The sequence below is a fragment of the Ruminococcus sp. genome (assembly GCF_024684275.1).
The window spans coordinates 36,830-60,749 of the sequence record NZ_JAIKXF010000055.1 but is presented as its reverse complement, the minus strand read 5'-3'; the positions used below and the strand labels follow the sequence as shown (position 1 = coordinate 60,749).

The 23,920-nt window shown below is 40.9% G+C and carries 18 protein-coding genes; 12 read left to right on the top strand and 6 right to left on the bottom strand.

Going from position 1 to position 23,920, the window contains the following annotated elements; genetic code table 11:
• Nucleotides 1–107 precede the first annotated feature (107 nt).
• The 4 genes from K5677_RS06175 to K5677_RS06160 are packed head-to-tail and all read right to left on the bottom strand — an operon-like array spanning nt 108 to nt 3,168.
• Nucleotides 108–275, bottom strand: coding sequence for a hypothetical protein (locus K5677_RS06175; protein WP_296725880.1), 168 nt, complete (start codon nt 273–275; stop codon nt 108–110).
• Between the two features lie 43 nt (nt 276–318).
• The gene (locus K5677_RS06170; protein WP_296725878.1) at nt 319–1,107 is read right to left on the bottom strand and encodes a hypothetical protein; all 789 of its coding nucleotides are present in this window, start codon (nt 1,105–1,107) and stop codon (nt 319–321) included.
• A 26-nt stretch (nt 1,108–1,133) separates the two neighbouring features.
• Nucleotides 1,134–1,469 (bottom strand): Hpt domain-containing protein, encoded by a 336-nt coding sequence (locus tag K5677_RS06165; protein WP_296725876.1) that lies wholly within the window; start codon nt 1,467–1,469, stop codon nt 1,134–1,136.
• On the bottom strand, nt 1,456–3,168 hold the full coding sequence (locus tag K5677_RS06160; protein ID WP_296725875.1) for a bifunctional diguanylate cyclase/phosphodiesterase: 1,713 nt from the start codon (nt 3,166–3,168) through the stop codon (nt 1,456–1,458). The genes K5677_RS06165 and K5677_RS06160 overlap by 14 nt, the downstream gene beginning before the upstream one ends.
• Before the next feature lie 493 nt (nt 3,169–3,661).
• On the opposite strand from K5677_RS06160, the gene K5677_RS06155 reads away from it, so the two are divergent.
• The 5 genes from K5677_RS06155 to K5677_RS06135 all read left to right on the top strand — a co-directional run bounded on the left by K5677_RS06155 (nt 3,662) and on the right by K5677_RS06135 (nt 12,046).
• Nucleotides 3,662–4,009 (top strand): hypothetical protein, encoded by a 348-nt coding sequence (locus K5677_RS06155; RefSeq protein WP_296725872.1) that lies wholly within the window; start codon nt 3,662–3,664, stop codon nt 4,007–4,009.
• A 24-nt stretch (nt 4,010–4,033) separates the two neighbouring features.
• On the top strand, nt 4,034–4,627 hold the full coding sequence (gene lepB, locus K5677_RS06150; protein WP_296725869.1) for a signal peptidase I: 594 nt from the start codon (nt 4,034–4,036) through the stop codon (nt 4,625–4,627).
• 5 nt (nt 4,628–4,632) lie between these two features.
• On the top strand, nt 4,633–9,240 hold the full coding sequence (locus tag K5677_RS06145) for a carbohydrate binding domain-containing protein (RefSeq protein WP_296725866.1): 4,608 nt from the start codon (nt 4,633–4,635) through the stop codon (nt 9,238–9,240).
• A gap of 61 nt (nt 9,241–9,301) precedes the next feature.
• Nucleotides 9,302–11,143 carry an isopeptide-forming domain-containing fimbrial protein gene (locus tag K5677_RS06140; RefSeq protein ID WP_296725863.1) on the top strand — a complete coding sequence of 614 codons (1,842 nt, stop codon included), beginning with the start codon at nt 9,302–9,304 and terminating at the stop codon, nt 11,141–11,143.
• Between the two features lie 90 nt (nt 11,144–11,233).
• Entirely contained in the window at nt 11,234–12,046 is an 813-nt protein-coding gene (locus tag K5677_RS06135) for a class C sortase (RefSeq protein WP_296725861.1), read from the top strand.
• Between the two features lie 52 nt (nt 12,047–12,098).
• Here the strand turns inward: K5677_RS06135 and K5677_RS06130 are convergent, their stop codons facing one another.
• Together K5677_RS06130 and K5677_RS06125 are read right to left on the bottom strand one after the other, a co-directional pair.
• Complete coding sequence (locus tag K5677_RS06130; protein ID WP_296725859.1) at nt 12,099–13,061, bottom strand: hypothetical protein; 963 nt, start codon at nt 13,059–13,061, stop codon at nt 12,099–12,101.
• On the bottom strand, nt 13,048–13,602 hold the full coding sequence (locus K5677_RS06125; RefSeq protein ID WP_296725857.1) for an RNA polymerase sigma factor: 555 nt from the start codon (nt 13,600–13,602) through the stop codon (nt 13,048–13,050). The genes K5677_RS06130 and K5677_RS06125 overlap by 14 nt, the downstream gene beginning before the upstream one ends.
• Nucleotides 13,603–13,839: 237 nt before the next feature.
• Here K5677_RS06125 and K5677_RS06120 point away from each other — a divergent pair, with 237 nt between their 5' ends.
• The 7 genes from K5677_RS06120 (at nt 13,840) to K5677_RS06090 (ending at nt 23,913) form a co-directional block, all read left to right on the top strand.
• Nucleotides 13,840–16,848 carry a dockerin type I repeat-containing protein gene (locus K5677_RS06120; RefSeq protein ID WP_296725855.1) on the top strand — a complete coding sequence of 1,003 codons (3,009 nt, stop codon included), beginning with the start codon at nt 13,840–13,842 and terminating at the stop codon, nt 16,846–16,848.
• A 237-nt stretch (nt 16,849–17,085) separates the two neighbouring features.
• Nucleotides 17,086–17,637: an RNA polymerase sigma factor gene (locus K5677_RS06115; RefSeq protein WP_296725853.1), complete on the top strand. Its 552-nt coding sequence runs from the start codon at nt 17,086–17,088 to the stop codon at nt 17,635–17,637.
• Nucleotides 17,627–19,270, top strand: coding sequence for a dockerin type I domain-containing protein (locus K5677_RS06110; protein WP_296725852.1), 1,644 nt, complete (start codon nt 17,627–17,629; stop codon nt 19,268–19,270). The genes K5677_RS06115 and K5677_RS06110 overlap by 11 nt, the downstream gene beginning before the upstream one ends.
• 203 nt (nt 19,271–19,473) lie before the next feature.
• Nucleotides 19,474–20,028, top strand: coding sequence for an RNA polymerase sigma factor (locus K5677_RS06105; RefSeq protein WP_296725850.1), 555 nt, complete (start codon nt 19,474–19,476; stop codon nt 20,026–20,028).
• Nucleotides 20,015–20,929, top strand: a complete 915-nt coding sequence (locus tag K5677_RS06100; RefSeq protein ID WP_296725849.1) for a hypothetical protein — start codon at nt 20,015–20,017, stop codon at nt 20,927–20,929. Before K5677_RS06105 ends, K5677_RS06100 begins: the two co-directional genes overlap by 14 nt.
• 24 nt (nt 20,930–20,953) lie before the next feature.
• Nucleotides 20,954–23,008 (top strand): dockerin type I repeat-containing protein, encoded by a 2,055-nt coding sequence (locus K5677_RS06095; protein WP_296725847.1) that lies wholly within the window; start codon nt 20,954–20,956, stop codon nt 23,006–23,008.
• A gap of 194 nt (nt 23,009–23,202) precedes the next feature.
• The gene (locus K5677_RS06090; protein WP_296725845.1) at nt 23,203–23,913 is read left to right on the top strand and encodes a response regulator transcription factor; all 711 of its coding nucleotides are present in this window, start codon (nt 23,203–23,205) and stop codon (nt 23,911–23,913) included.
• The last annotated feature ends 7 nt before the right edge of the window (nt 23,914–23,920 follow it).

Sequence of the window (23,920 nt, the reverse complement as noted above, 5' to 3'; positions counted from 1 at the left end):
TTCTGCCATATCCGCATTGCTATAATGTTATATCACAAGTGCGGAGGTTTGGCAAGTGTTTTTTGAAATGTTTTATACTTTGAGATACATAAGTCTCTGAACACTGTCTATAAAAGTGAACGCTCATGGTTGTACAGGTGTACGGAATTCTTTGCAGTTACCGTCATGGTATTGCCGGGCAGGCACATCTTTTCTGTTCGGCTAAGGTCAAATCCACTAAGCATCTCTACAGCTGCGGAGTAGGGGAGACAGGCTTTTTGCTGGAAGCTAACCAATGAAAAAGCGTCCTCAATGAAAGCTCAGAGAGAACGCTTGCAGTTAGTGTATGCATTGTGAGTCGTCATATGTAAATGAGATGACTCCGCCTCTGCCAATTTTAAAATCAGAACGCAGATCATCAGTGGTAACATCATCGTCAAAATCGGCGTGTTCCATAGCCTTGAGAAGATTGTCTTCGCTTGCAAGACCTCCGAGGACCATATCTGTAAGAGCATTGCCGTCCTTTGTGTAGATGTTGCAGAAAGTAGTATTATTGTTGTCCGACTGTAATGATACACCTTCCAGCATAGTGTTCATGCTGATTTCCATAAAGCAGACGGTCAGCGTCTGTCTGCCAAGCGGAAGCCTGTCCACCGGAACAGCGATAATAACGCTTTTGCTGCCGCTGTCATCGCTCCTGACGGATATTTCGGGATCGTTGATATTGTTGTAGTCAAAGCTGTACTGCTCTATATTGTTCATAGTGCCGTCTGCGGTATAGATAAGTCCATTTGTATCCACGAAGGCGAATTTTTCAAGGGTATAGAGCTTTCTCATACGCTGCTGATATGCCTGCAAATGGGATTTATCGCTGAGATCGTCGCTTGTCAGAAGTCCGATAGCCGTCTGCATATTCCCGATGTTACGTTTCAATGCAGAAGCGACCACCTGTTCGCGCCTGCCGGTAAGCTCGTCAAGGTACAGCTTGCTTACGGATGCTGCGGCCTTTTCGGTGTCCTGCTTTGCCTTCTGTCCCGTCCAGTATGTTCCGAGTATAAGAATTGCCGCTATCAGCAGACTGCCTATAACGGCTGTATACAGTCCTGTTTTATTATTTATCCTTTTCATACCAATATTTTACTCGTTATATTGATTTATAAACTGCACAGTTTATAAAACTGAAACTTAGCTTCCGTTATGAGCGAAGAATAATCTGTTTCTGTTCTGCTGCGAAGCAGCTCTGTTATCTCGCTGATCGGCTTTGTCAGCGGAGTAAGCGACAGATTAGCGTACATACCTTTTAGTACATGAACAGTCTCAAACGCCGCATCAAGATCGCCTTCTCCGATCTGCTGTTTGAGCAGAGGAAGTCTATTGTCAGCAAGTGCCTTTTCGACAAGTCCGATATAAAATTCTTCCATACCCATGCACCGCGCAAGTCCCTCGTCCACATCAGCGCCATATTCTCTCAGTTTATCAATTGTAAGCATGATCTTTCTCCTTCAGCTCTTTTTCTATTAAAGTTCCGAACTCTTCAGGCGGAAGAGGCTTTGAGAAATAATAGCCCTGTATGATGTCACAGCCCAGTTTTTTCAGCAGTTCCATCTGTTCCTTTGTTTCAACGCCCTCCGCAATAACAGGGACTTCAAGGAGCCTTGCAATGTCGATCATGATGCCGACAAGCCGAGCGCTTTTAGGCTTTTCGCAGATAGTCCTGATAAATTTCATATCCAGCTTCAAAGCGTCTATCGGCAGAGCAGTCAGCATATTCAGCGAGGAATAACCGCTGCCAAAATCGTCCATTTCTATCCTGAATCCGCACTTGCGGAGTGTATTCACTGTTTCGATGATCTGGTCGGAATCGTCGGTATAGGCAGATTCCGTGATCTCCAGCAGAAGCTCGGCATTCTTCAAGCCGTTTTGTCTTGTGATGCTCTCCAATATCTCCACAAGGTGTGCGTTGAACATATCGACTCTTGACACATTGACCGACACCGGAATATCGGTCCCGTACTTGTCTTTCCAAAGCTTTATCTGCGCCGCTGCTTCGTTCCACACGAACCGGTCGAGTTTCTGTATCAGACCGTTCTCCTCAAAGAGCGAGATGAACTGTCCCGGGCTTACCATACCGAATTCGGGGTGAAACCACCTGATAAGCGCTTCAGCGCTTGAAAGCTGCGGTCTGCTGCCTCTTATTGAATACTTCGGCTGATAATAGACCTTGAACTGTTTTTCGGACAGTGCCTTGTCCATATCATTTATGAGCCTTTCGGCGTACAGCTCTTTGCTGTGCTGCTCATCGTTATAGAAATTAAAGCAGGATACATAGCTGTTTCTGAGCTTCTGGCAGGCAAGTCTGGCATAATCGAAACGGTGCTCCATACACTTTTCGCTGCCGTCATCGGAATACACACCAAACCGCAAGCTTATACTGCTGTCGTTTATACGCTTGTCTATCACAGCTATATAATGCGGCAGTTTGCCTTTAAGCTCATCATTATGAGGAAGATAGACGTAAAACTGGTCGTTGTCACGGCGGCAGGCAATTCCGCCGTTTTTGCTGACAAGTTCATGGAGGCTTTCACCAACGGTTCTAAGCACCTGATCACCGTACCTTCTGCCGTATAACTCATTTACTATATGAAAACGGTTTATATCGATCATAACTGCATCCATCGGCATATGGTTATTTAGTTCATCAAGTCTTTTGCCGTATTGAAAGAAAAATTCCTTATGAAACAGTCCTGTAAGCTCGTCACGCTCCGTTTCATGTATAATAACGCTGTCCTCAGCGAGTTCGATAGAGTGACTGACTCTTGCACAAATGACCTCCGGCATATCAAAGGGCTTTGTGATAAAATCCGCTGCTCCGATCTTCAGACTCTCTACCTCTGCGCCCTTTTCAGAGATCAGCACAATAACAGGGATACGCCTCAGCTCATTGTCGCTGCGGAGCAGTTTCAACAGACTGTATCCGTCCATTTGCGGCATATGCAGATCAAGTATCACAAGTGAGAGCTTCAGTTTGTCCCTCTTTATGATATCGAGGGCTATCACGCCGTTTTCGGCATAGCTGATTTCGTATTGGTCTTTCAGTATTTTTCCGAGTATCTCTCTTGCGATATAGTCATCATCAACGATCAATATGCTTCTGCGAAGTCCTTTTTTACGTTCAAGCAATTCCTTCATATGTGCCCTCCTTAAATAATCCAACAAATAATAAGGTGGATTCTATTCAGATTAACATTAAATGTGCAATACAGACAGAATATATAATTATTTATATAAATTTTACCACAAAGCCTAAACAAAGTTCAGTATATTATGTAAACTTTTTTTGTTATGTGTTATAGTGCTGCAATGGATATTGGACAAAAGTGAAAAAAGAATAGAGATACAGACTTGAATCTATAAGAAAAAGCAGCTCGATATGGCAGATTTAGTATTTATTATAAATATATTTGTACTAATTGTATATTGTGACAGAGATTTTGTAAATGGTATACTTTACTTAAAGTCTCGAATTTGTAGGATACAACAAATATACAGCTGCTATATTGTTTGTGCTGTATAAAAATATTTGAATTTGTGTTAATAATGTGTTAAGGTTGTTGACTGCTATTAAAACAAATGGTATAATATGCATAATAAGTAAGAAATATTAAAGTTTATGGAGAATATTATGACTGATAAAGAATTTAAACACCTTAAAAGAAGTGATTTGATTTATATTATATATGAATATCAGAAAAAGCAGGAGGAGCTTATCAAGGAAAATGAGGAGCTTCGTGAAAAGCTTAAAGAAAAGGAGCTTAAAATCAGTAATTCAGGTTCTCTTGCCGAAATATCGGCAAAGTTGAATGGACTGTTTGAAGCTGCTCAGCAGACTGCTGATGATTATATCAGAGGTGTTGAGAATTCAGCTGTGGAAACAGCTGAAAAAAAGGCTCAGAAACTGATCAGAGATGCACAGGAAAAAGCGCAAATGATCATTTCAGAGGCAGAATACAATGTCAAAAGTAAAGAATAGCTATGATAAAAAGGAAAGTTGATCATGACAGAAAAGAAAAAGACGCCTGAGTCTATGCCGTCGGTTGAACAGGTTGAGACTGAGCTAAAAAACATTAAATACAGAAAAAAATTCAGAAGTACACTTTTCAGCACTGTGTCCATTCTTATTGTTGTAGCAGCTGCTGCGGTCCTTGTGTCAACTCTGTTTTTCCCTGTTGTACAGGTCGTCGGAAACAGCATGGAGCCTACTCTGAATTCAGGTGATGTTCTGGTTCTTGTAAAGACGGACAACATTAATAAAGGCGGGCTTTGCTGTTTTTCTTGGCAGAATAAAACATTACTGAAGCGAGTTATAGGCCATTCAGGGGATATGATCGATATGGATTCTGATGGAAATGTCTATGTGAACGGAGAACTTCTTGATGAGCCGTATGTTGAAAAAAAGGAGCTTGGAAAATGTGAGATCGAATTCCCATATCAGGTTCCTGATAATAAGGTCTTTATTCTTGGCGATCAGCGTGAGACTTCTGTGGACAGCAGAAGCTCTGCTATCGGCTGTATAGGAAAGGATCAGATCATTGGCAAGGTTCTGTTTAAAGTATGGTCTGATGATAAATCTCAGAAAGGAGAACGTTGAAATAGATGAAAAAATATTTTGACAGTTTTTATGAGATCATTCATAAAAACAGTGTTAAGCGGCGGCGCATGGTATCACTGCTGCTTGTATTATCTGTATTTGTTTCATCGGGAGTCCTTTGGGAGCTGAGGGATACAGTTATTACAATGGTCAATGAACCTCTATGTGGATTTGAAGAGCATAATCATACCGATGAATGCTATGAAAAGGTGCTCATATGCGGTGCTGAAGAAAGTGAAGAACATACTCACACAGACGAGTGCTATGAGAAGGTTCTGATATGCGGCCATGAAGAACATAACCACATTCCGCTGTGCTATACAGATGACGTTGAAGAAGCTTCTGAGGCTTTCAAGCTTTCTGAAGAAGCGGAAAGTGATTTATTATCTATAGAAGTTCCTGAGGAAGAATTACAGTCAGCTGAGTTTGATGCAGAAGCCATGACAAGCTTTCAGTTCGGCGATCAGAGCATGACTTCTTTAGCAGGCGAAACACTTGATCCGAGTAAGCCTGAACTATTACCTGATACAATTGATAATATTTCTAAAGGTATCAAGTTTACGCTGTTTGACTTCAATGACGAAGATAGAATTCTTGAAGGTGAGCCAAATAATTATGGTATCAGATGGAAAGAAGACAGTAATAGTCCTGATCATGGATATTGGGAGCATCCTTATGTAAAAGAAATTGGAATAAACTCCGAAAAAAATCCTGCCCAGGATATCATGTTCTTTGCTTATGGTACACCTGCCTTTACAGGAACCTTAAGAGATGATGATGATCCTAATAATCCACAGAATGTATATACAAGAGTTGATCCTGATAAGAATAACTATTCTGGTGATTACAATACTTTTGGAACGACGTACCCTTCTCCTATGTCCGGAAACAGACCTGTTCAGGGCATAGTAAATAGAAAACTTGAAAATGGTTTCCCTGTAGTGAGTGGTTCGGGTCATAGTCTTGATTATCTGTTTAAAACAGATGTTTCTGAAAGTGAAAAGGCATATAAGACGGTCTATCCCGATGTAAATCATCTGCTCAGAGAAAATGATGTAAAACATCTTTATTTCAACAGCGATGATAATTATGCATACTTTGATCAAGATACATCTGATTTTAAAGTGTATGACAGGACTTTTGAGATCGTAAACGATAATCATCATTATGGTACAGATATTGATCCTAAGACAGGAGAAACGTATAATAGCGCGATCACTACAGATACTGATAATGAAAAACGCGGCGATGTCGATCCTGGCTTTAAGATAGGATTCTTCCCGTTTGATGATTATAATTATAGCAAAAAAGATCCTAACTACAATACTGTAAATGCTACTTATAATCATCACTTCGGTATGACTATGGAAGCACAGTTTAAAAATGTTTTAGTTGGTAATGATCCTGTTGTTTTCAAGTATAGCGGCGACGATGATATGTGGATCTTTGTTGATGATGTTCTTGTACTTGATATTGGTGGTATCCATGAACCTGCCGGCGGTATGATCGACTTTACCAATGGTATCGTATGGGTTCAGGATAATGCTTACGGTTATGAACTGGAGACAGGCAATAATAGTATAAAAAGCCAGCTGGAAACAAAAGGTTTTACCTGGACTAAAATTCCAAAGCCAACTAAGATAGGTGCTAATACTGCAACCTCTACTGTCGGAGAAGGCACTAAATGGAAAGTATCTTATCTGGAAGATTATTATAAAGATGGGGAAAAAACGTGCACTGCCAACGATAATCAAGAACATACTATAAAAATGTTTTATCTTGAGCGAGGCGGCTGTTATTCAAACCTTGCAATGGAAATAAATCTTCCTACGGTCAAGCCTTTGTCTGTTATCAAGAATGTGGATAAGGGAAAATACCCTGAGAATTATTATGACAACAAATATTATAATTTCTGCCTTTATGTACTTGATGAAGGAACCGGTCAATATGTGCCTGCAACTGACAGAACAGACTATGAATTTACATTAAAGGCAGGAGATAGAAAAGATTTTGACGGACTTGATGCTACAAAAAAGTATAAAGTAGTTGAGCAAGGCGTTGATCCTAATATCTTTTCTGAAGTTATTATTAACGGTACGAGACATACACTAAATTCTTCACAAAATGTCGATATCTCAACCGGTGAAATAGACTTGAATGTTGTTAACTCCTATACGTTTACCAATAAGATGCACTCAGAAGATATCCCTCTAAAAATTAACAAAAAGTGGATAAATTCAGAAGGTGTTGATGTAACAAGTTCACATAGTGATTATAACGTCAAGTTCAAGATATATCGAAAAGATACGACTAACGGTGAAGTAACCCCAGTAGCTATCAATGGAAAGCGAACATTTGCACTTTCTAAAAACACAAACTGGAATTGGGATTCCGAAACAATTATCCCGGATTCTCCTGTAAAATTCCCGACAAGGATCGGTGACCGTATCTATACATATAATATAGTGGAGCAGAATATTCCTACTGGATACAAGGCTTCTTATACATATGCCGGAGGCGGTAATGTTACTATCACTAACACTGATACAAGCAAAACCGATATATTTGTAAAAAAAGTATGGGAGAATAAACCTGATGATACACCTGTTAAGCTGACGTTGAAGCGAAGAAAAGTCGGCTATGACGAAAGCAAGCAGACTGATCTTCTTATAAAGCTTCTCGATGAAAAAGGATATCTCATAAGAGATGTTTATAGAAACGATGTATATGCAGGCGGAAGTGTTGAGTTTACGCTTGATCTTCCTGACGGAGTTGCGATCTTCAGAGATCAGAATAATGAATACCCTAAAGTTGAAACAGGCGATGCAAAAGTTGATTTTTCAGGAAATTTCTTTGAAGTATCAAATCTTTCTGCTAAACCTGACGGATCATCGGGAAATGCGAATGTAGTTGAAATAAAGCTCACAAGCGGAAACGTCAGAGATGGACTTTTGCTTCTGCATCATTCGTTTACAAATGATACAAGCGGTTGGATATCAAACGCTGGTCACATTGTAACACTAAGTGGAACAAATCCATACGCCAAAGGTAATGATCTTTTGATAAAAGACAGGACAGCTGCTTGGCAAGGTGCAAAGCTTGTTCTTGATCCTGATGTATTCAAGCCTAATAAAACATATACGTTCAGCACATATGTCTATTATGATGACAGATGGCTTGGTGAAGGAAAAGATCCTGAGCGTAATCCCGATAGTATTACATTTGCCATGACGTATAATGATGGACTTGAAAACGGTAATGACAGTTTCCATCAGATTTCAGCGGTTTCTGTTGATAGAGGGTCAAATAATAATGGCTGGATTCAGCTGCAGGGTTCGGTAACATTCCCTGCAAATGTCAATCCTTATGGAATGTTTATTATTGTTGAGACAAGAAATCCGGCTGGCTGGCAAGAAGGAGATGCATTTGGTGGACCATTTTCATTCCGCATGGACGAATTTGTTGCGGTTGAAGGAATTAATCCGATATCTGTTTCTCAAGGAGATGGTAAAGTTACTGTTGGTGCGGATAATTCACAAAATGGGCAAGTTTATGAAATTAATTTTACAAATGGGTATAACGGTTTAGCATCTGATCCATTATATGGTGAATTAAATGGAAGTGGTTGGTCGCTCAGGAAAGGAAACGATAATAGTACTGTTACTGCTGGTCCAACTAATGACAGTGGAGCTATTCTTATATCCAATAGACAGAATTCTGGTGATGGAATTCAACTTGATACTACAAACTATCTTGTAGCTGGACGAAAATACAAGTTTGATATCTATACACAGCGTCATGGTGCTGATGGAGCTGATAGTGTTATTCTGACTTTACATGAAAGAGTAAACAATAAAGCTCAATATAGATGGATCAAAAATATTAGTCTTGTTGGAGGAGATCATGATTGGCATCATGATTCCGCTGATATCACTATTTCATTAAATGCAGATGGCAAAACTATATACTTCGAAACCCAAAGCGGTTCAAAACCTTTCAGAGTCAGAGGTGTCAGAATCACTGATATAACCGGTGCAACGGAAAGTAAACCAGGTTATAATATAGTTAATGGTCAATACGTAATGGATTACACTAACTATAACGTTAATATTGATGTTGACTCTATTACAAATCCGCTTCATATGCAAGGTACATACACCGATGATACAGACTGGAATAACCTAAATCATTCTATCACTCTTCCAAGAGATTCAAATGTCGAAGGTGAGTCAATGATGTATCATTGGGGCAAAAGTATGCTTGAGGAAGAAAACGGATTCCTTTATCAGTATTATGTAGAGGAAACTGAGATCTATCCTGATGGTTTGGGCAATCCGATAGAAATCATTCAGAACATGGATGCTTCATCTCAACCGACTTATGACGGTGGTCATGATTCTGATGATAGCTACATTGCAACATACAGTAATTATGATGTAGCAACGAATACTCAAGAAACTCCTATACTTGTCACAAATGAGTATATCTGGTACAAGCTTCCTGCTACAGGCGGAAGCGGTACAGGACGAATATACTTCTTAGGATGTATGTTCACAGCAATAGGAATAATAAGCGGTTCCGCCTTGTACAGGCGTAAAAGGAGGCGAGTGTGAAATGTCTTCCTGATGATATACGTAGGCGGAAATAATATTTATGAAAACGGAGGTTAATTATATGAAAAACAGTAAAAGATTATTAGCGATGATGACAGCAGGCTTTTTAGCTATCACACCTATGGCAGCAACAGGCCTGACAGTATTCGCAGCGCCGACATCAGGCACTTCAACCCTTTCAATTACAGATTCTGATACAACCGCACATACATATAAAGCTTATCAGATCATAACTGGTGAAAAAGAAGGAGATGTGCTTAAAAATTTAGCGTGGGGTTCTGCAATACCAGAGGCAAATCGAGCAGCTCTTATAACTGGTCTTAATACATTAATGGGGTTAACTGGCTCTTCTGCTATCTCGACTTCTGCTTCTGTGCAAACTGTTGCAGAGGCATTATCAAAAATAACTGATGCTGATCAAAAAGTTGCGCTTGCAAAATTAATTGCGCAGTATGTAGATAAGACGAATGAAAATATTCCAATGACTCAGTCGGGTAGTACTTATTCAGCAGGTTCATTAGCCGACGGTTGGTATCTCATACTTGATGAAAGTACACCTCTTGTAAGTGGAGATACTGCAGGTGTAAAGGTCAGAAGTGCAAATATCCTTAAAGTAATAGGAGACACTAATGTAAATTCAAAGCACTCACTTCCAACACTGCAAAAGAAGATAGTTGAAAACAATACTGAGAAAGATGCTAATACAGCAGCTATCGGTGATACTATTACATATCGCATCAAAACTAAAGTACCTGATACAACAGGATATAACAAATATTTCTTTATAGTAGAGGATACATTATCTGCTGGTCTGACCTATAATGAAAGCAGCATATCTGTCAAAGTATATGATAAGGATGATGATAGTTTAAGAGCCACATTATCTAAGGATGAAGATACTGATTATACTAATTATGCGTCAGACCATGCAGCTTATTATGTAAAGACATCAGGTACAACATCCATAACTGTGGTATTTGAAGATGTTATCAATACTTTTGCTTCATATGATGCAGGTGATGATATTTTTATAGAATATACTGCAACACTTAATGAGAATGCAGTAATTGACCCAAATGAAGGAAACCCGAATACAGCTAAGCTGAAATACTCCAACGATCCAAACGTAACCAATAATGGAACACCAGCAACAACTCCTGATGAGCCTAAGCCGCCTGAGGGAGGAAATCCGGGTGATGTAGTCGGCGAAACACCATGGGATAAGGTAAATACTTATACAACTGCTATCAAGATCAAGAAGGTAGATCAGGACGGCAATCCTCTTAAGGGAGCTTCATTTACCCTTTATGGTGACAATTTAAATAAAGTTAAGGTTGCAACAGGAGCAACATTTACGGAGAGTGCTTCCGGAACATATTGGAAATTAAAGAATGGTTCTTATACAACAACTGATCCAACAGGATTGACTGACGAGCAAAAGGCAAAATATGATAATCTTTCAACGAAATATGCCAAAACACCTGCAACTGCTAATTCATCAGCGACTGCAACAACAGTTGGAATAACAGAAAAGTATCAGGTTACAGCAACTGTTGATGATGACGGATATCTCACATTCACAGGTCTAAATGCAGGTAACTACAGGCTTTCTGAAACAGGTGTTCCTGAGAGTTATAACAAGGCTGAAGATATTAGCTTTACAATAAATGCATCATCTATAGATGAGAATTCAGTAACATGGGGAATTTCAAACACAACTGATTTTTCTTCTTTGGATTCTGATAATATGTTCCCGACAACTATAATAAACAGAAAGGGTGCAATCCTCCCGTCAACAGGTGGCATGGGTACAAGAATGTTCTACATTATCGGCGGACTGCTCGTAGCCGGTTCACTTGTTCTTCTCGTAACAAAGAAGAGAATGTCTTCAAAGGAAAACTGAGCTGCTGCAAATACACAGCAATAATATGAGATTTTCGTGCAGCGGAGGAAAAAACTCCGCTGCACACATTATTAATGCAAGGAGCTTTTGATGAAGCGTATCATTATTAGGGCATTGCCGTTCGCTGCGCTGTTTACCGGAATATTTCTTCTTTTATATCCTACTGTCAGCGAGCACATCAATGCTCTGCACCAATCCAGAGCGATACAGGTCTACAACGACATTGCAGACTCTATGAGTACTGAACAGCGTGACAGGCTGATAGAAGCGGCAAACGATTACAATAGGGAACTCGCCAAAGCTGAAAAACCGATACTTCACCCTGAAAGTGTTTCGGGCTATGACAGTACCCTTAATATTACAAAGACGGGTATAATGGGCTATCTTACTATTGATAAGATAAAGGTTGAGCTTCCCATATATCACAGTGTTGATGACGATGTTCTTCAAATTGCCGTTGGACATCTTCCCGGAACAAGCCTTCCTGTTGGCGGCAAAGGAACTCACTCTGTTATGTCCGGACACAGGGGACTTCCCAGTGCAAGGCTTTTTACTGATCTTGACAGGCTTGAAGAGGGAGATATATTCCGTATTACGATCATGTCAGAGGTTCTGACTTATCAGGTAGATCAGATAAAAACTGTCAAGCCTTATGAGATAGACGATCTTGCTGTCAATCCAAATCAGGACTACTGTACATTGTTTACCTGTACTCCATATGGTATAAATTCCCATAGACTGCTTGTCAGGGGAGTAAGAGTAGAAACTAAAGAAGAATACAAGGTATATGTTTCAAATGATGCGCTGTTTGTCTCGCCATATATTGTTGCGACAATAATCGCAGCTCCGATATTGCTTGTGCTTTTGATATTGCTTATGGTTAAAGGAAGAAAAAAGAAATAATGAAAAAACGGTCTCACATATTCGTGAGACCGGATTTTTTAGATAGATGCTCTCAGGAAGGCGCATCTTTTTTATAGCTTGGATTTCTGAACAAATAGTACTCGTCTGTATCATTGAGCCTAACAGCGACAGCTTCTTCTGTATCAACGTCCTTTATCATGTAGGATTTCATAACAGCCTTGATATTTTTATGCATATACACGATATGCAGATCAACTCTGCGGAAATACTCGCCTACACTTTCCTCGGCGACCATAGCCTGCTTTTCATAGTACGCGCCGTCCATGTTAAAATAGGACGGATTTGCGCGGAAAGAGTCCTGCAAGCTTGTTGTGGTAACAGGCATATAGCCGCCGTTCCCCATTGACGGGCTTTCCTGCACTGTCGTGGTAATATCATGAGCTGTTTCACTAATGATAGTAGTTGTTATTCCGCTATATGGATCTGTATGTGAGATTTGAGCAGATTCCCCGCTGTTGGCGGTGTTCCCTTCTTCGCCTATGCCTGTGGTTGTTACAGGGAGCGGAGAATATGTTGTGGCAGTAGTTTCGGGAGGTTCGGGAACAGACGGAATGACCGAAGTTTCCATAACAGGACTTTCCGAATCGGTTGCGGATAGGGTAGTTGTTTTGACAGAAGCTGTCTGGATGGGTGAGGTGCTTATTGCAGCTTTAGTTTCAGAAGTCACAGCTGCCGCAGCTGTAGTAGTGCTTATCCTATCTTCAGCAGCCTTTTCTGTTGTTATGGCAGCAGCCGTTGTAATCAAGGCAGAGTCTGTAGTGCTTTCAGAAGAAGCCTCGGTAGCTGTTACTATTCCCGGGCTTTTGAAGTCCTCATCAGGCTTTTTCATATTCGAGGCTATATGCCATACGCCTATGCCTGCTATAGCAGCAGCACACATACCCGAAACTGCATATGAGGTATGTTTTATCCTTGCGGCTCTGACTTTTCTCTCCTCTATGAGCTTGTCGCCGCGCTCCATTATTCTTTTTGAAATATCTTCATAGCTCCTCATACTCAAAGCCCTCCTTCTCAAGAATTTTCTTCAGCGCCGCTTTTGCACGGTAAAGAAGATTATATATCTGCCGTTGATTTTTATGCATTATCTCAGCCGTTTCGGCAACTCCGAAATTCTCAAAGTATACAAGATACAAGACCTGTCTGTAATCGCTGCTGAGTCCGTCCATAGCGTCATACAGGAGCTTCTTGTTCTCATCAAGTATATGATTTTGTTCTATATCCTGCCTGTCCGAGACCTCATAAAAGCCGTCAAGGGACGTTTCATGGTGCTTTCGCCGTTTTCTGAGCATATTCAGCACAGTATTCCGTCCTATAGCGAAAAGCCAAGTTTTGAACGTACTGTTTCCAGAAAAAGTCGGTTTGTCCGCATAAAGCTTCAGAAAGACCTCCTCGGCAGCTTCCTCGGCTTCGGTAATGCTGTCGGTAAAGCCTGTAAGATATAGTGTAAGACCGTCCCAGTAATCCGTGACCAGTTCGGTAAAAGAATTTCTGTCACCGTCAAGGAAACGGCAGTAGCTGCTTGCACCGTTATCCATAGACAGCTCCTTTCGTGGTAAAAAATATCCTTCTATAATATTAGTACCATTTTTTCTTGATTTTTCTCACCTTGATTATAAAGTGTTTTCAGAAATTTGTCAATTCTGGATTTTCAGTATAATATTGATTAACATAAAAAATTTTTGAACCCGGTGAGAAATATCCCGGAAAAATGTGTCTAATATAGTGAAAGGTAAAAATTATCCGTCCTTATTATTACAAAAGGAGCTGATATTATGAAAAAACTCATAAGTATATTACTTACCGTTTCTATGCTGTCAGGCAGTGCTGCAATGCCGTTTACAGCTATAGCTGCCGGTACCTCGGCTGAGACGGTCATAAGCGGCGATACCAAAGAGCTGCACGTAAAGAAAATGGAGCTCTCTGAGCTCTATAATATTGCTGATAAACCGTATTCTGTGCCTGTTGAATGCTTTGAGGTCATGTCTGCTGACGAGGTATTCACAAAGCTCTGCGGCGGCGAATACGCGGGAGCAGGCAGCTACGATACAGGCTATTTCATGCATACAGGCTCAAATACGAGAATTCTCATGGATAAAAACGGCAGGCTGCACAAATTTGAAGTTATATATCCCGAGGTCGTGGTTCGTATGAAAGAGGGCGTGAAGCTGCCTATAGACAAGATAAGCAATACTCTTGCCGACAAGGGATATAAAGCGCCAAAACTGGCAAACGAGGGGGATATCTACCGTTTATTCGGCAGCATGACCTATGAGCAGTTCAATACTCTGCTGGAAATGCTGCAAAAGCTTCCCGACGCTGTCTCAGTTGCAGGACATCTGGCTGTATACGAGGATACCGCAAATTCTATATCAGGCGGCTACAGTATACGCATCGGTCTTCCTTATGAAATGGACAAAAACAACGAAAACTACAAGGAGCTCATGAAAGTTGCTTCTTCGGTGGGATATAAGGAAAGTGATTATGAAAGCAGCGCATTAATAGGCGATTTTCAGCTTTTTCTCTGTCAAGATGATGCTGAAAACAGAACAAATCCCTACAAGCTTTTCAAATACCTTGAGGACAACGGCTATTTATACTCAACAAGTATTACTTCGACCGAGCTTGCGCTTATAAATCCTACAGTTTACTTCTGCAATATCCCTTATCCAATGAATAACGAGCCCCCTGCTGACTTAGGCGATGAAACGTTTAATAAGCTGAGAGATCTTAACGCTGATACATTCAAGAATGTTTTCAGGCTGTATAATACGCCTGTTCGCTTTGTATTCTCGGAATACAGCAATATCGACAAAGCTTTTGACAGCAAATATATGAACATATGCTACTACGTAGTGGAGCATACCGACGGCTGGTTCTCATTCTATAATGAGGAGCTTAAGGAATATAAGTCAGCAAGGTATACTATCAGGGACGGCAAGGAAGTAAAGCTGCCTTACGGAGAAGTGGAGCAGAGATCCTATGAAGTATATCTGGACAGTGATATCGTCAAAGAACGTATCTCTCCCGATGTTGTTATCAAGGAAAAATATTTCCTCTCGGGCGAGTCGAATCATATGGGAACTGCCGTATATTTCAAGACCAGCGCAGGAGACTATGTATACTACAGAAATTACGATGTTGGCGAGGTTTTTATGCCTGTTGCTGAGTTCTGTAAGCTGCAAAAGGCTATCAGGGAAGAACTTTCCAAGTATCCCGACGATAACGGCGGCGGTGCTGTAGATATTACAGACGTTTACGATATAGCGCCCTACAAGCTGAATTCTGACAGACAGCCGGATGATGATATTGACTTTACACATGGCACAAAGACCATGACTCTTGATGACGTCAAGGCTATTGCCAAGAAAAAGATGAGCATAACATGGGCGGATCTTGCTGATTTTAAATGTGAATGGGTAGGTATCGGTATGTATACCCATTATGGAAGATTTGATCTTGAGGACGGTTATTATCTTATTGTCGAGGGGAATCCTCCTCAAAAGCCAGATGTTATCAGACTTTACCACAAAGATGACGTCGATTTCATTGACCTGCGCTATCATGATGCAGATAAGTTCATCAGCGGCAATTTCTTTAAGGACTTCTGCAATATGACCGAAGCCGAAACAAAGGCTTACTTCGCTGAAAGAGGCATGACCGAGGAAAAGGGTTACAGGGTATGGACTAAGGAATCAGCAGCAAGGACTGCTGAGAATTACTTTGTTTCATTCCTTGTGAAGCTGCCTGCAAGCTTCACAGATAAAAATGGCAACAATATAATCAACGAGACTGCTGACGTCACCGATCTTCCCAAGATGATGACCGACAACAGCTATATACAGCAATTTAACAGCTTCCTCAGCAGCTTTGACGTGAATCTGACTGAAGTCTGCAACATAGGCAGCAGTCATTTAGCTTATCGCACTGAGGGAACTGGCGAAGAAAAGCTCCACAGAAGATACCTGCAAATAGATGCCTACGCTATGAGCAGTTATCTTTACACTAAAGATGAAGCAGATGAGATGTACGCAGACGCTCTCAATTATATCCAGCTGAATCCTCAGTTTGCAGGCTTTGTTCTGGAAAGCAGGATACCTCTCTACGGCTCAGAGGATAATGGAAAACTGAAAGGTGACGCAAACAACGACGATCAGGTGGATATGGCAGATGTTGTTCTCATAATGCAGTGCCTTGCAAATCCTGATAATTACAGTCTCTCAGAGACTGGCAGGGCAAATGCAGATATAGACGGCGACGGTGTAACAGTCGGCGACGCACAGACGATACAGAAACGCCTTCTTGGTATCATCGACTATATCTCAAATGCGGATATAGTAAGGAAAATGACTTTGGATTACTGTGCAGAACAGAATGTAAATTATACTATAATCCAGAAAGAGAAAATGCCCGAGAAGTTTGCGGATAAGTATGTATTCTACAAGACGAACAGTTCGGATATCAACGACTATACAAGCATTGAGCAGTTCATTAAAAAGAACTATATCCAGCGCGGCATTATGCGAGAGATACCTTATAATACAGATGACGATTCTGAGCTCAACCTCATAAGAGAAAAGCTGTTCTGTTTTATGCTCGAAAATGATATAAGGTCTCTTGGAATAAATAATACCGATAAGGAACAGGACGCAATAAATAAGAAGGTCATTGTCGAATATGATTGGAACGATCCTAAGGAGGATATACAGAAGCTCCGTGATTTCGTTGAAAACAGTGATTTTGACTCAGACCGTGTAGAGTTCAGACAGTCGGGACTTGAATAATAGAATTGCATACATGGGAGAGCTAAGTATTTGCAGAGCTTCCAATATGTAAAAAAAGAATACGGGAAAGCTCCGCTTTGGCGGAGCTTTTTTATGCAGGTGCGGAGCTGTTGAAATATTGATCAGATTGCAGTATAATAGTTAAAAATAAAAAATATCTGTAAGTGCTTAGAGTTTAGCTGAAAAAAAGCTACTAATAAGTGAAGGGATAAATGATCCCTGAGAGGAGGTACCCACATGGATAACGGTGCCCGTAGCTACCGCCGTTTTCTTGCGGGCGACAGGGAAGGACTGCGCGAGATCATATGTGAATACCGCGTGGGCTTGATGCTGTATTTGAACAGCTTTGTACAGAATATTCATACTGCCGAAGACCTGACAGAGGAGACTTTTACCAGGCTTGCCATTAAAAAGCCGAAATTCTCTGACAGATCATCTTTCAAAACATGGCTTTATGCTATAGGCAGGAATACTTGTGTTACATATCTTCGTAAAAATACAAAGCTTGATGTCGTACCGCTGGAATCACAGGATTTTTTTGCTGACGAAAAGAATATCGAAGCTGAATACCTGAAAAGTGAGCAGAAACTGGCTTTGCATAAGGCTCTGCATGACCTGAAGACGGAGTACAGGCAGGTGCTGTATCTCACATATTTTGAGGGCTTCAGCAATGGAGAAGCTGCTTTAATTATGAAAAAGTCTCGAAGGCAGATCGAAAATCTTCTTTATAATGCCAAGACTTCATTAAAAACTGAGCTGGAAAGGAGGGGCTTTGAATATGAAGGATAATGACGAGATGTATCAAAGTGTCCTCTCAAAATTAGACGCTCATTTAGAGCGAAAGGAGCGGAAAAGACGTTATCTGAAACGAATCGCTCCTGCGGCTCTGAGCTTATGTGCCGGCTTTATAGTATTATTTGCGGCAGTAAAAAACAAAAAGCCTGTAGATTTCCCGAATAACGATAATGTTATCGTTAATACAACGACATCGGCAAGCGTAACGACTCTGGCGAAGACCTCCACAGAGACGGCAGTGACCGCGGTATCATCGACTGCGGCTGAAAAGTCGGAGAACACCGCAAAGGCTCAGACCACCACAGCCGTCAGAACAAACAGCACCCGCACAGAAAGGACAACAGGGCAGGCGAGAACAACAGTCAAGCCGCCTATCACTACTGCGGCTGTGACGACAACAACCATTTATGAAGAAGTAGAAGGGAGTGTTACTATGAAAAAAATGATAGCTTTTTTATCCGCTATGGGAATAGCAGCAACAGCGAGTCCTACAGGCGTAAATGCTGCATACTCGAGCAGGTGGGAACGAATATTTACGGAGATGTACTATTATAGTTTTTGGCAGGAAGAAGGGTGGTATTATGATTTTAATGATGACGGCGAATTTGATGTAAAGGACGTATTTGAAATTGAGCTTTACGCGGAGCATATGGAAGAATGCAGTGAAAAATACGGCAAAGACACATCAAAATATAAAGAAATGTATGAGCTTTATGATGGAGAAGCAGCCAAGAATATAAAAATCGGTATTGCGATCAATCCATATGAGCAACAGAGTTTGCGTAAAAAGAAAGTTGAAGAGATAGATTATCTTTTTGTAAATGTTGGTATTGGAGGCGCAAAAGATGTAGCAAGGTATTATCTCTATTTGCATGGCGAATATCCCACAAATGATGAGATAAGAGAAGTGTTAAGAGATTATGACTTTATAACGGTTGACGGACCAGACCATATTGACAAGTTTATCGAATATATGGAAGAGCTGAGAAGTGAGATCGACACACGTACAGATGATGAATATACAGAAGAACAGCTTGACTGTTTCAGACGTCTTGAAAGCGGCGAAGCTGAAAAGGATCTGAACGGTGACGGCAAGTTCGATTATTATGACAGCTATGACCTTTTGTATTACATTGTTTATCAAGAAGAAACAGCTAATGGAATTGAAGATGCCGTGGACATACTGCCTGCTGAGGTGAGGAAAAGAATAAGTCAGTACGGCGATATCGACCTTAACGGCAAGGTAGATGAAGATGATTATTTAAATCAGCTGCTTTACCTTGATAAGAAAGGTCTTATACCAGTAAGTTATCATCAATATTATTATAAAAAAGTAAGAACAACACTTGAAGGAAAAAAGAAATACGCTACAGATGAAAATCTCCTCGGTGACGTTGACAACAGCGGCTCAGTAAATGCCATAGATGCTTCTGTGGTTCTTGACTATTATTCCAAGACCTCCACAGGTCAGAGCACAGGTTTTGACGATACGCAGAAAAAGGCAGCCGATGTAAACAAAGACGGCAGCATAAATGCTGTTGACGCGTCACAGATACTTTCCTACTATGCATACACTGCAACGGCAAATGGCAGCGTCATGACCTTAGAAGAATACATAAACAGCTGACAGAACAGCCGTGCACTACGCACGGCTGTTTTCACTTGCTTCAAAAAATTAATAATAAATCTATTGACAATAGCTATCTGAGATGATAGATTAAAGTTGATAGAAATTTTTTTATTTTAACTTAGAATATACTTAGTATTTTATAATGAAAATTACGTCTAATAAGTAAGAACACAGGATCATGTGCGAAAGGAGTCTGAATAATGGGCAACGGTGAAAGTAGCTACCGCCGTTTCCTTGCAGGCGATGACAGCGGTATGGCAGAGCTGGTGCGTGAGTTCAGAGACGGACTTATGCTGTATCTGCAAAGCTATACCCATAATATCAGCGACGCAGAGGACTGCGTACAGGATACATTTATCAGACTTGCAGTAAAGAAACCAAAATTCAGCGGAAAAAGCTCCTTCAAGACATGGCTTTATACAATAGGAAGAAATATTGCAGCAGATCACCGCAGACGTGACAAGCGAAACAGGAACGTTCCGCTGGACGAGCAGGCTGCTATAGCTGATGAAGCCGATCTTGAAAGAACATATCTGATAAGCGAACAGAAGATCAATCTTCGTCATACAATCGGAAAACTCAAAGAGGAATATCAGCAGGTGCTTTACCTGACCTATTTTGAGGGATTCAGCAACGAGGAAACTGCAAGGATAATTGGCAAGTCAAGGAAACAGACAGAAAATCTCCTGTACAATGCAAGGAAGGCGCTTAGAACAGAACTCGAAAAGGGGGGCTTCAGCTATGAAAACTTATGATGAAATGACAAAATACGTACTTGAAGTCCGCGATGAACACGAGAAGAAAAGAAAGAGAAGAATATATATTGCGAAAAGAGCAGTACCTGCTGCGGCTGGAATACTGGGAGCTTTTGTCATAGGCTTAGGAGTGTGGAGAAACTACAAAAGACCTGATACGTTCCCGACTCCCGGCACTGTTGTTGAAAGCCAAACTGAGACTACAGCTGTAACTGCTCAGACTACGCAAAAAGCAGTGACAACTAAGGTGACAACATCGGCTGTGATCTCAAGTGCTGAGGCAAATACAACGGCAACGACAACAGCTGCTGCTCCGGCTGCTGAAACTGCCTTAACGGCTAAGGCTGTGACTACAGCGAAAAAGCTGGAAACAGCGCCTCCGCAGACTACATCGGATAATGCCGCAGAGACTACTGCGTCAGCTACAGGCCGAGTAACAACAACGACTGTTATACAGACGGCAACAAGAACTACCACTGAGCCGGAAATTACAGGAAATCCTCCTGCAAAATCAAGTGATCCCCCGGGTGGTTACACACCTCCCGGCGGCGGTACTCAGCCAAGTACGCATGATCCTTGGTACGATATGACTATTTACAGACAATATTATAACGCTTTTCTCGATGGATATGTAGCTGTTCTGAAGCCTATATATCGCGGCGGATATCCTATATCCTCCGAGCTGATAGGAAAACATATTAGCAGCGCAGATATGAAAAGTCAGTATTATGTTGACGGAGAGGTAAAGAGCTGCAAAGCAGAGGCGTATTTTATAAACGGATTCAGCGATGATGATATTGTGGCGATCAAATTCGACGGACATGATGAATATTATCTGTATCACACAGATAAAACTGATTTGTACAGTTTAATGAAGCAGATCCCACCTCTTGAAACCTGATTTTATTATGAAAGGATGGTCTTTATGAAAAAAACTAAAAAATATTTAGCTGCTTTAACAGCGGCAGTAATGACAGCGGCTTTGACAGCAGTAATGCCTGCTGTGGCAGAGGACGGAAGCAGAGATAAGGTCTATGATTCATCGCTGATCCTTGACGAGAATATAGTTTTTACTATCCGCTCTCTTGACAAGTATCTGAAAGATAACGGCATAAGAGCTGTCACTGCACTTGGCAGCGGCAAAAAGGTACAGGTGCATGCAGAAAGCCTTGATACTCTTGAGCCTGTGAAAGCTTTTGTAAAGGAATCAGGGCTTGACGCGGATATTATTGAATATGGCGTTGAAAGATTCGAGCTTACAGGCGGTTCGTCAGACAGCATTGCGGAACTGCCCTCAAACATGAGTACACAGGAAGATGCACTGCGTTACAGACTTGATAAGTATATAAACGACAATAATATCGACGCATGGATATATGATAAAGAGTCCTCGCCTGACGGTATTATATTCATAGGGTATTATCGCAAAAACGAGAATATCCCCCTCGAGATCATAGCTCAGGTTGAAAAAAATGGATTTGATCCCCATTTGGTCAATTTTGTACAGGAGGATCATGAAAAGGACGGACTTATCGAAGATATCGACGTGATAAAAAGGCTTATCAACTGGTATATCTTCGAGAACAAACTGAATGCAGGGATAGTTCCCGAATTTGAGCTGATTGACAGCCTTGACAGCAATGTTCTGTACGTTGAGTACACTGCGGAAAAGACTGATATTCCTGAGAAGCTTGCGGCATACATTGAGGACAGAAAAATAGATCCGGAGCTTGTAAAAACAGGCGTTTCGGGCAGCTTTTCAAAGCAGAACGAATCCACTGTGGGAATCAGCTTTGAAGAATTCAGCAAGCTCACAGAAGATGAAGTAAAGGTTATGTTCGAGGAAAAAGGACTAACAGATTCAATGCACTACAGGCTGTGGACAGAGGAAAAACTCAGGAATGAGCTTGTATGCGGAGAAGTATGGGCATTGCTTAAACCCAATCCGTTTCCAGTATCAAATCCTGAATTAGCAGATGATTATAAGGTTTACTGGGAGGACGACAGATTTGCTTCTGCACTGGAGCTTCCCGAGGAATCATTCACCTTCAAGCAGAATTCCACTGTTCGTGTAGCTTTTGGCGATGAGAACGGTTCTGACAATAATGAATACTGCTCATGCTATATCAATCCTAAAACTGCCAATAATGCCGAAGCTGTAAAGCTTTTGACAGTAGCTCTGAATTACGTTCAGCTCAGTCCATATTTTGTTGGCTTCTATTACAATTATTGGGGCACGGCGGTCAATCCCATAGGCAATATACCTGATAAGACAATTTCAAATTATTCTTTTGAAGAGTTATTGGCAATGTCTGATGAAGAATTAGGTTCTTTCAATGATAAAATAGAAGGAGTCGAAAATGTCGCTACATTTGGAGAGTTATACAGCAAGAAAATAAAAGAAGCTGGAAATGATTATTTTAACAGTTACACCAATAGAGGAATCCTAAAAGTTAGTGTCGAAGTTGATAACATTGACATACTAAAAGACCTTATGGAAACAAAAATGGTGGAAAACTCAGACGGAAAACTTGTTGAAATAGAAATGGTTTCTAACTCTAAAGTCGCTTACCTTCTGAATATTCCAGCTGAATCAATTGCAAAAGCAAAGATTTATGAGAGTACTCCAATACTTGATCTTGATATCAATGTTAATAAGCATAGTGATAAAATAAAGGCTCTTGTATTATATGAAATAGTATTCGAACCAAGTATTAATAAATTAATTAAAAATTATCATATTGAAATGCCGGCAAAAAGTGATATAATTAACGGTGATGCAAACTGTGATGGTACAACTGATATGTCAGATGTAGTTCTTATCATGCAGGCTCTTGCAAATCCAAATAAATACGGTGAAAATGGTACAGCAGAAGTTCATCTTACAGCTCAGGGCAAAGCTAACGCAGACATGGACGGCAATGGCCTTACAGTCGGCGATGCACAGACAATACAGACAATGCTCCTTGGAATTGAATGAGTATAGGTATATTTGGCAGAAAAGCTCCGCTTCGGCGGAGCTTTTTCTTTTCTTAATGATAATATTAAGAAAAATTTAAGGTTTTTGGCAGGGTAAAAATAAGAATAGCCATTTATAATATTGACAGAAGAACAGCAGAGCGGTAAAATTATATAAGAACAATTACATTTTTTATCGCCGAAAGGACTTTTATCATGATAAATATCGAAAATTCTTCAATACTTGTGGTGGACGATGACCATGACATCGTAAACGCCATTGCGGCGCTTCTTTCCCGTGAAGGCTACACTATCTACAAGGCGTACAACGGGCTTGAAGCAATAGACTCTCTCATGCAGAACGACATACAGCTCATACTTATCGATGTTATGATGCCTAAGCTGGACGGTCTGTCGGCTATGATGAAGATACGCGCTGTAAAGAATATACCAATAATAGTTCTCTCTGCAAAATCCGAGGACAGTGACAAGATACTGGGACTTTCAATGGGGGCTGATGATTATATCACAAAGCCGTATAATCCTATGGAGCTTGTGGCACGAGTAAATTCAAATCTGCGCCGATATCTTAGTCTCGGTGCGGCAGACAGTGTTCAAAAGGCGAATGTGGTTCGTATAGGAGGCCTTGTTCTTGATAAGGATGCAAAGCAGCTGTCAGTGGACGGCTCTCCCGTGAAGCTGACTGCTACAGAGTACAAGATTACGGAGCTTCTTATGACTAATGCAGGGCGAATATTCTCCGCAGAGGAGATATACTCCCGTGTCTGGAACGAGGACTCATATTCCATTGAGAACACCGTAATGGTACATATCCGCCATATCAGAGAAAAAATAGAGATAAATCCCAGTGAACCGCGCTATCTAAAGGTAGTTTGGGGCATTGGATATAAAGTGGAGAAACAATAGGAGTGAT

Bases quoted from the DNA above. Each gene is read 5' to 3' on its own strand.
- K5677_RS06170 (WP_296725878.1), bottom strand. From the start codon at position 1,107: ATGAAAAGGATAAATAATAAAACAGGACTGTATACAGCCGTTATAGGC.
- K5677_RS06165 (WP_296725876.1), bottom strand. From the start codon at position 1,469: ATGCTTACAATTGATAAACTGAGAGAATATGGCGCTGATGTGGACGAG.
- K5677_RS06160 (WP_296725875.1), bottom strand. From the start codon at position 3,168: ATGAAGGAATTGCTTGAACGTAAAAAAGGACTTCGCAGAAGCATATTG.
- K5677_RS06155 (WP_296725872.1), top strand. From the start codon at position 3,662: ATGACTGATAAAGAATTTAAACACCTTAAAAGAAGTGATTTGATTTAT.
- lepB (WP_296725869.1), top strand. From the start codon at position 4,034: ATGACAGAAAAGAAAAAGACGCCTGAGTCTATGCCGTCGGTTGAACAG.
- K5677_RS06145 (WP_296725866.1), top strand. From the start codon at position 4,633: ATGAAAAAATATTTTGACAGTTTTTATGAGATCATTCATAAAAACAGT.
- K5677_RS06140 (WP_296725863.1), top strand. From the start codon at position 9,302: ATGAAAAACAGTAAAAGATTATTAGCGATGATGACAGCAGGCTTTTTA.
- K5677_RS06135 (WP_296725861.1), top strand. From the start codon at position 11,234: ATGAAGCGTATCATTATTAGGGCATTGCCGTTCGCTGCGCTGTTTACC.
- K5677_RS06130 (WP_296725859.1), bottom strand. From the start codon at position 13,061: ATGAGGAGCTATGAAGATATTTCAAAAAGAATAATGGAGCGCGGCGAC.
- K5677_RS06125 (WP_296725857.1), bottom strand. From the start codon at position 13,602: ATGGATAACGGTGCAAGCAGCTACTGCCGTTTCCTTGACGGTGACAGA.
- K5677_RS06120 (WP_296725855.1), top strand. From the start codon at position 13,840: ATGAAAAAACTCATAAGTATATTACTTACCGTTTCTATGCTGTCAGGC.
- K5677_RS06115 (WP_296725853.1), top strand. From the start codon at position 17,086: ATGGATAACGGTGCCCGTAGCTACCGCCGTTTTCTTGCGGGCGACAGG.
- K5677_RS06110 (WP_296725852.1), top strand. From the start codon at position 17,627: ATGAAGGATAATGACGAGATGTATCAAAGTGTCCTCTCAAAATTAGAC.
- K5677_RS06105 (WP_296725850.1), top strand. From the start codon at position 19,474: ATGGGCAACGGTGAAAGTAGCTACCGCCGTTTCCTTGCAGGCGATGAC.
- K5677_RS06100 (WP_296725849.1), top strand. From the start codon at position 20,015: ATGAAAACTTATGATGAAATGACAAAATACGTACTTGAAGTCCGCGAT.
- K5677_RS06095 (WP_296725847.1), top strand. From the start codon at position 20,954: ATGAAAAAAACTAAAAAATATTTAGCTGCTTTAACAGCGGCAGTAATG.
- K5677_RS06090 (WP_296725845.1), top strand. From the start codon at position 23,203: ATGATAAATATCGAAAATTCTTCAATACTTGTGGTGGACGATGACCAT.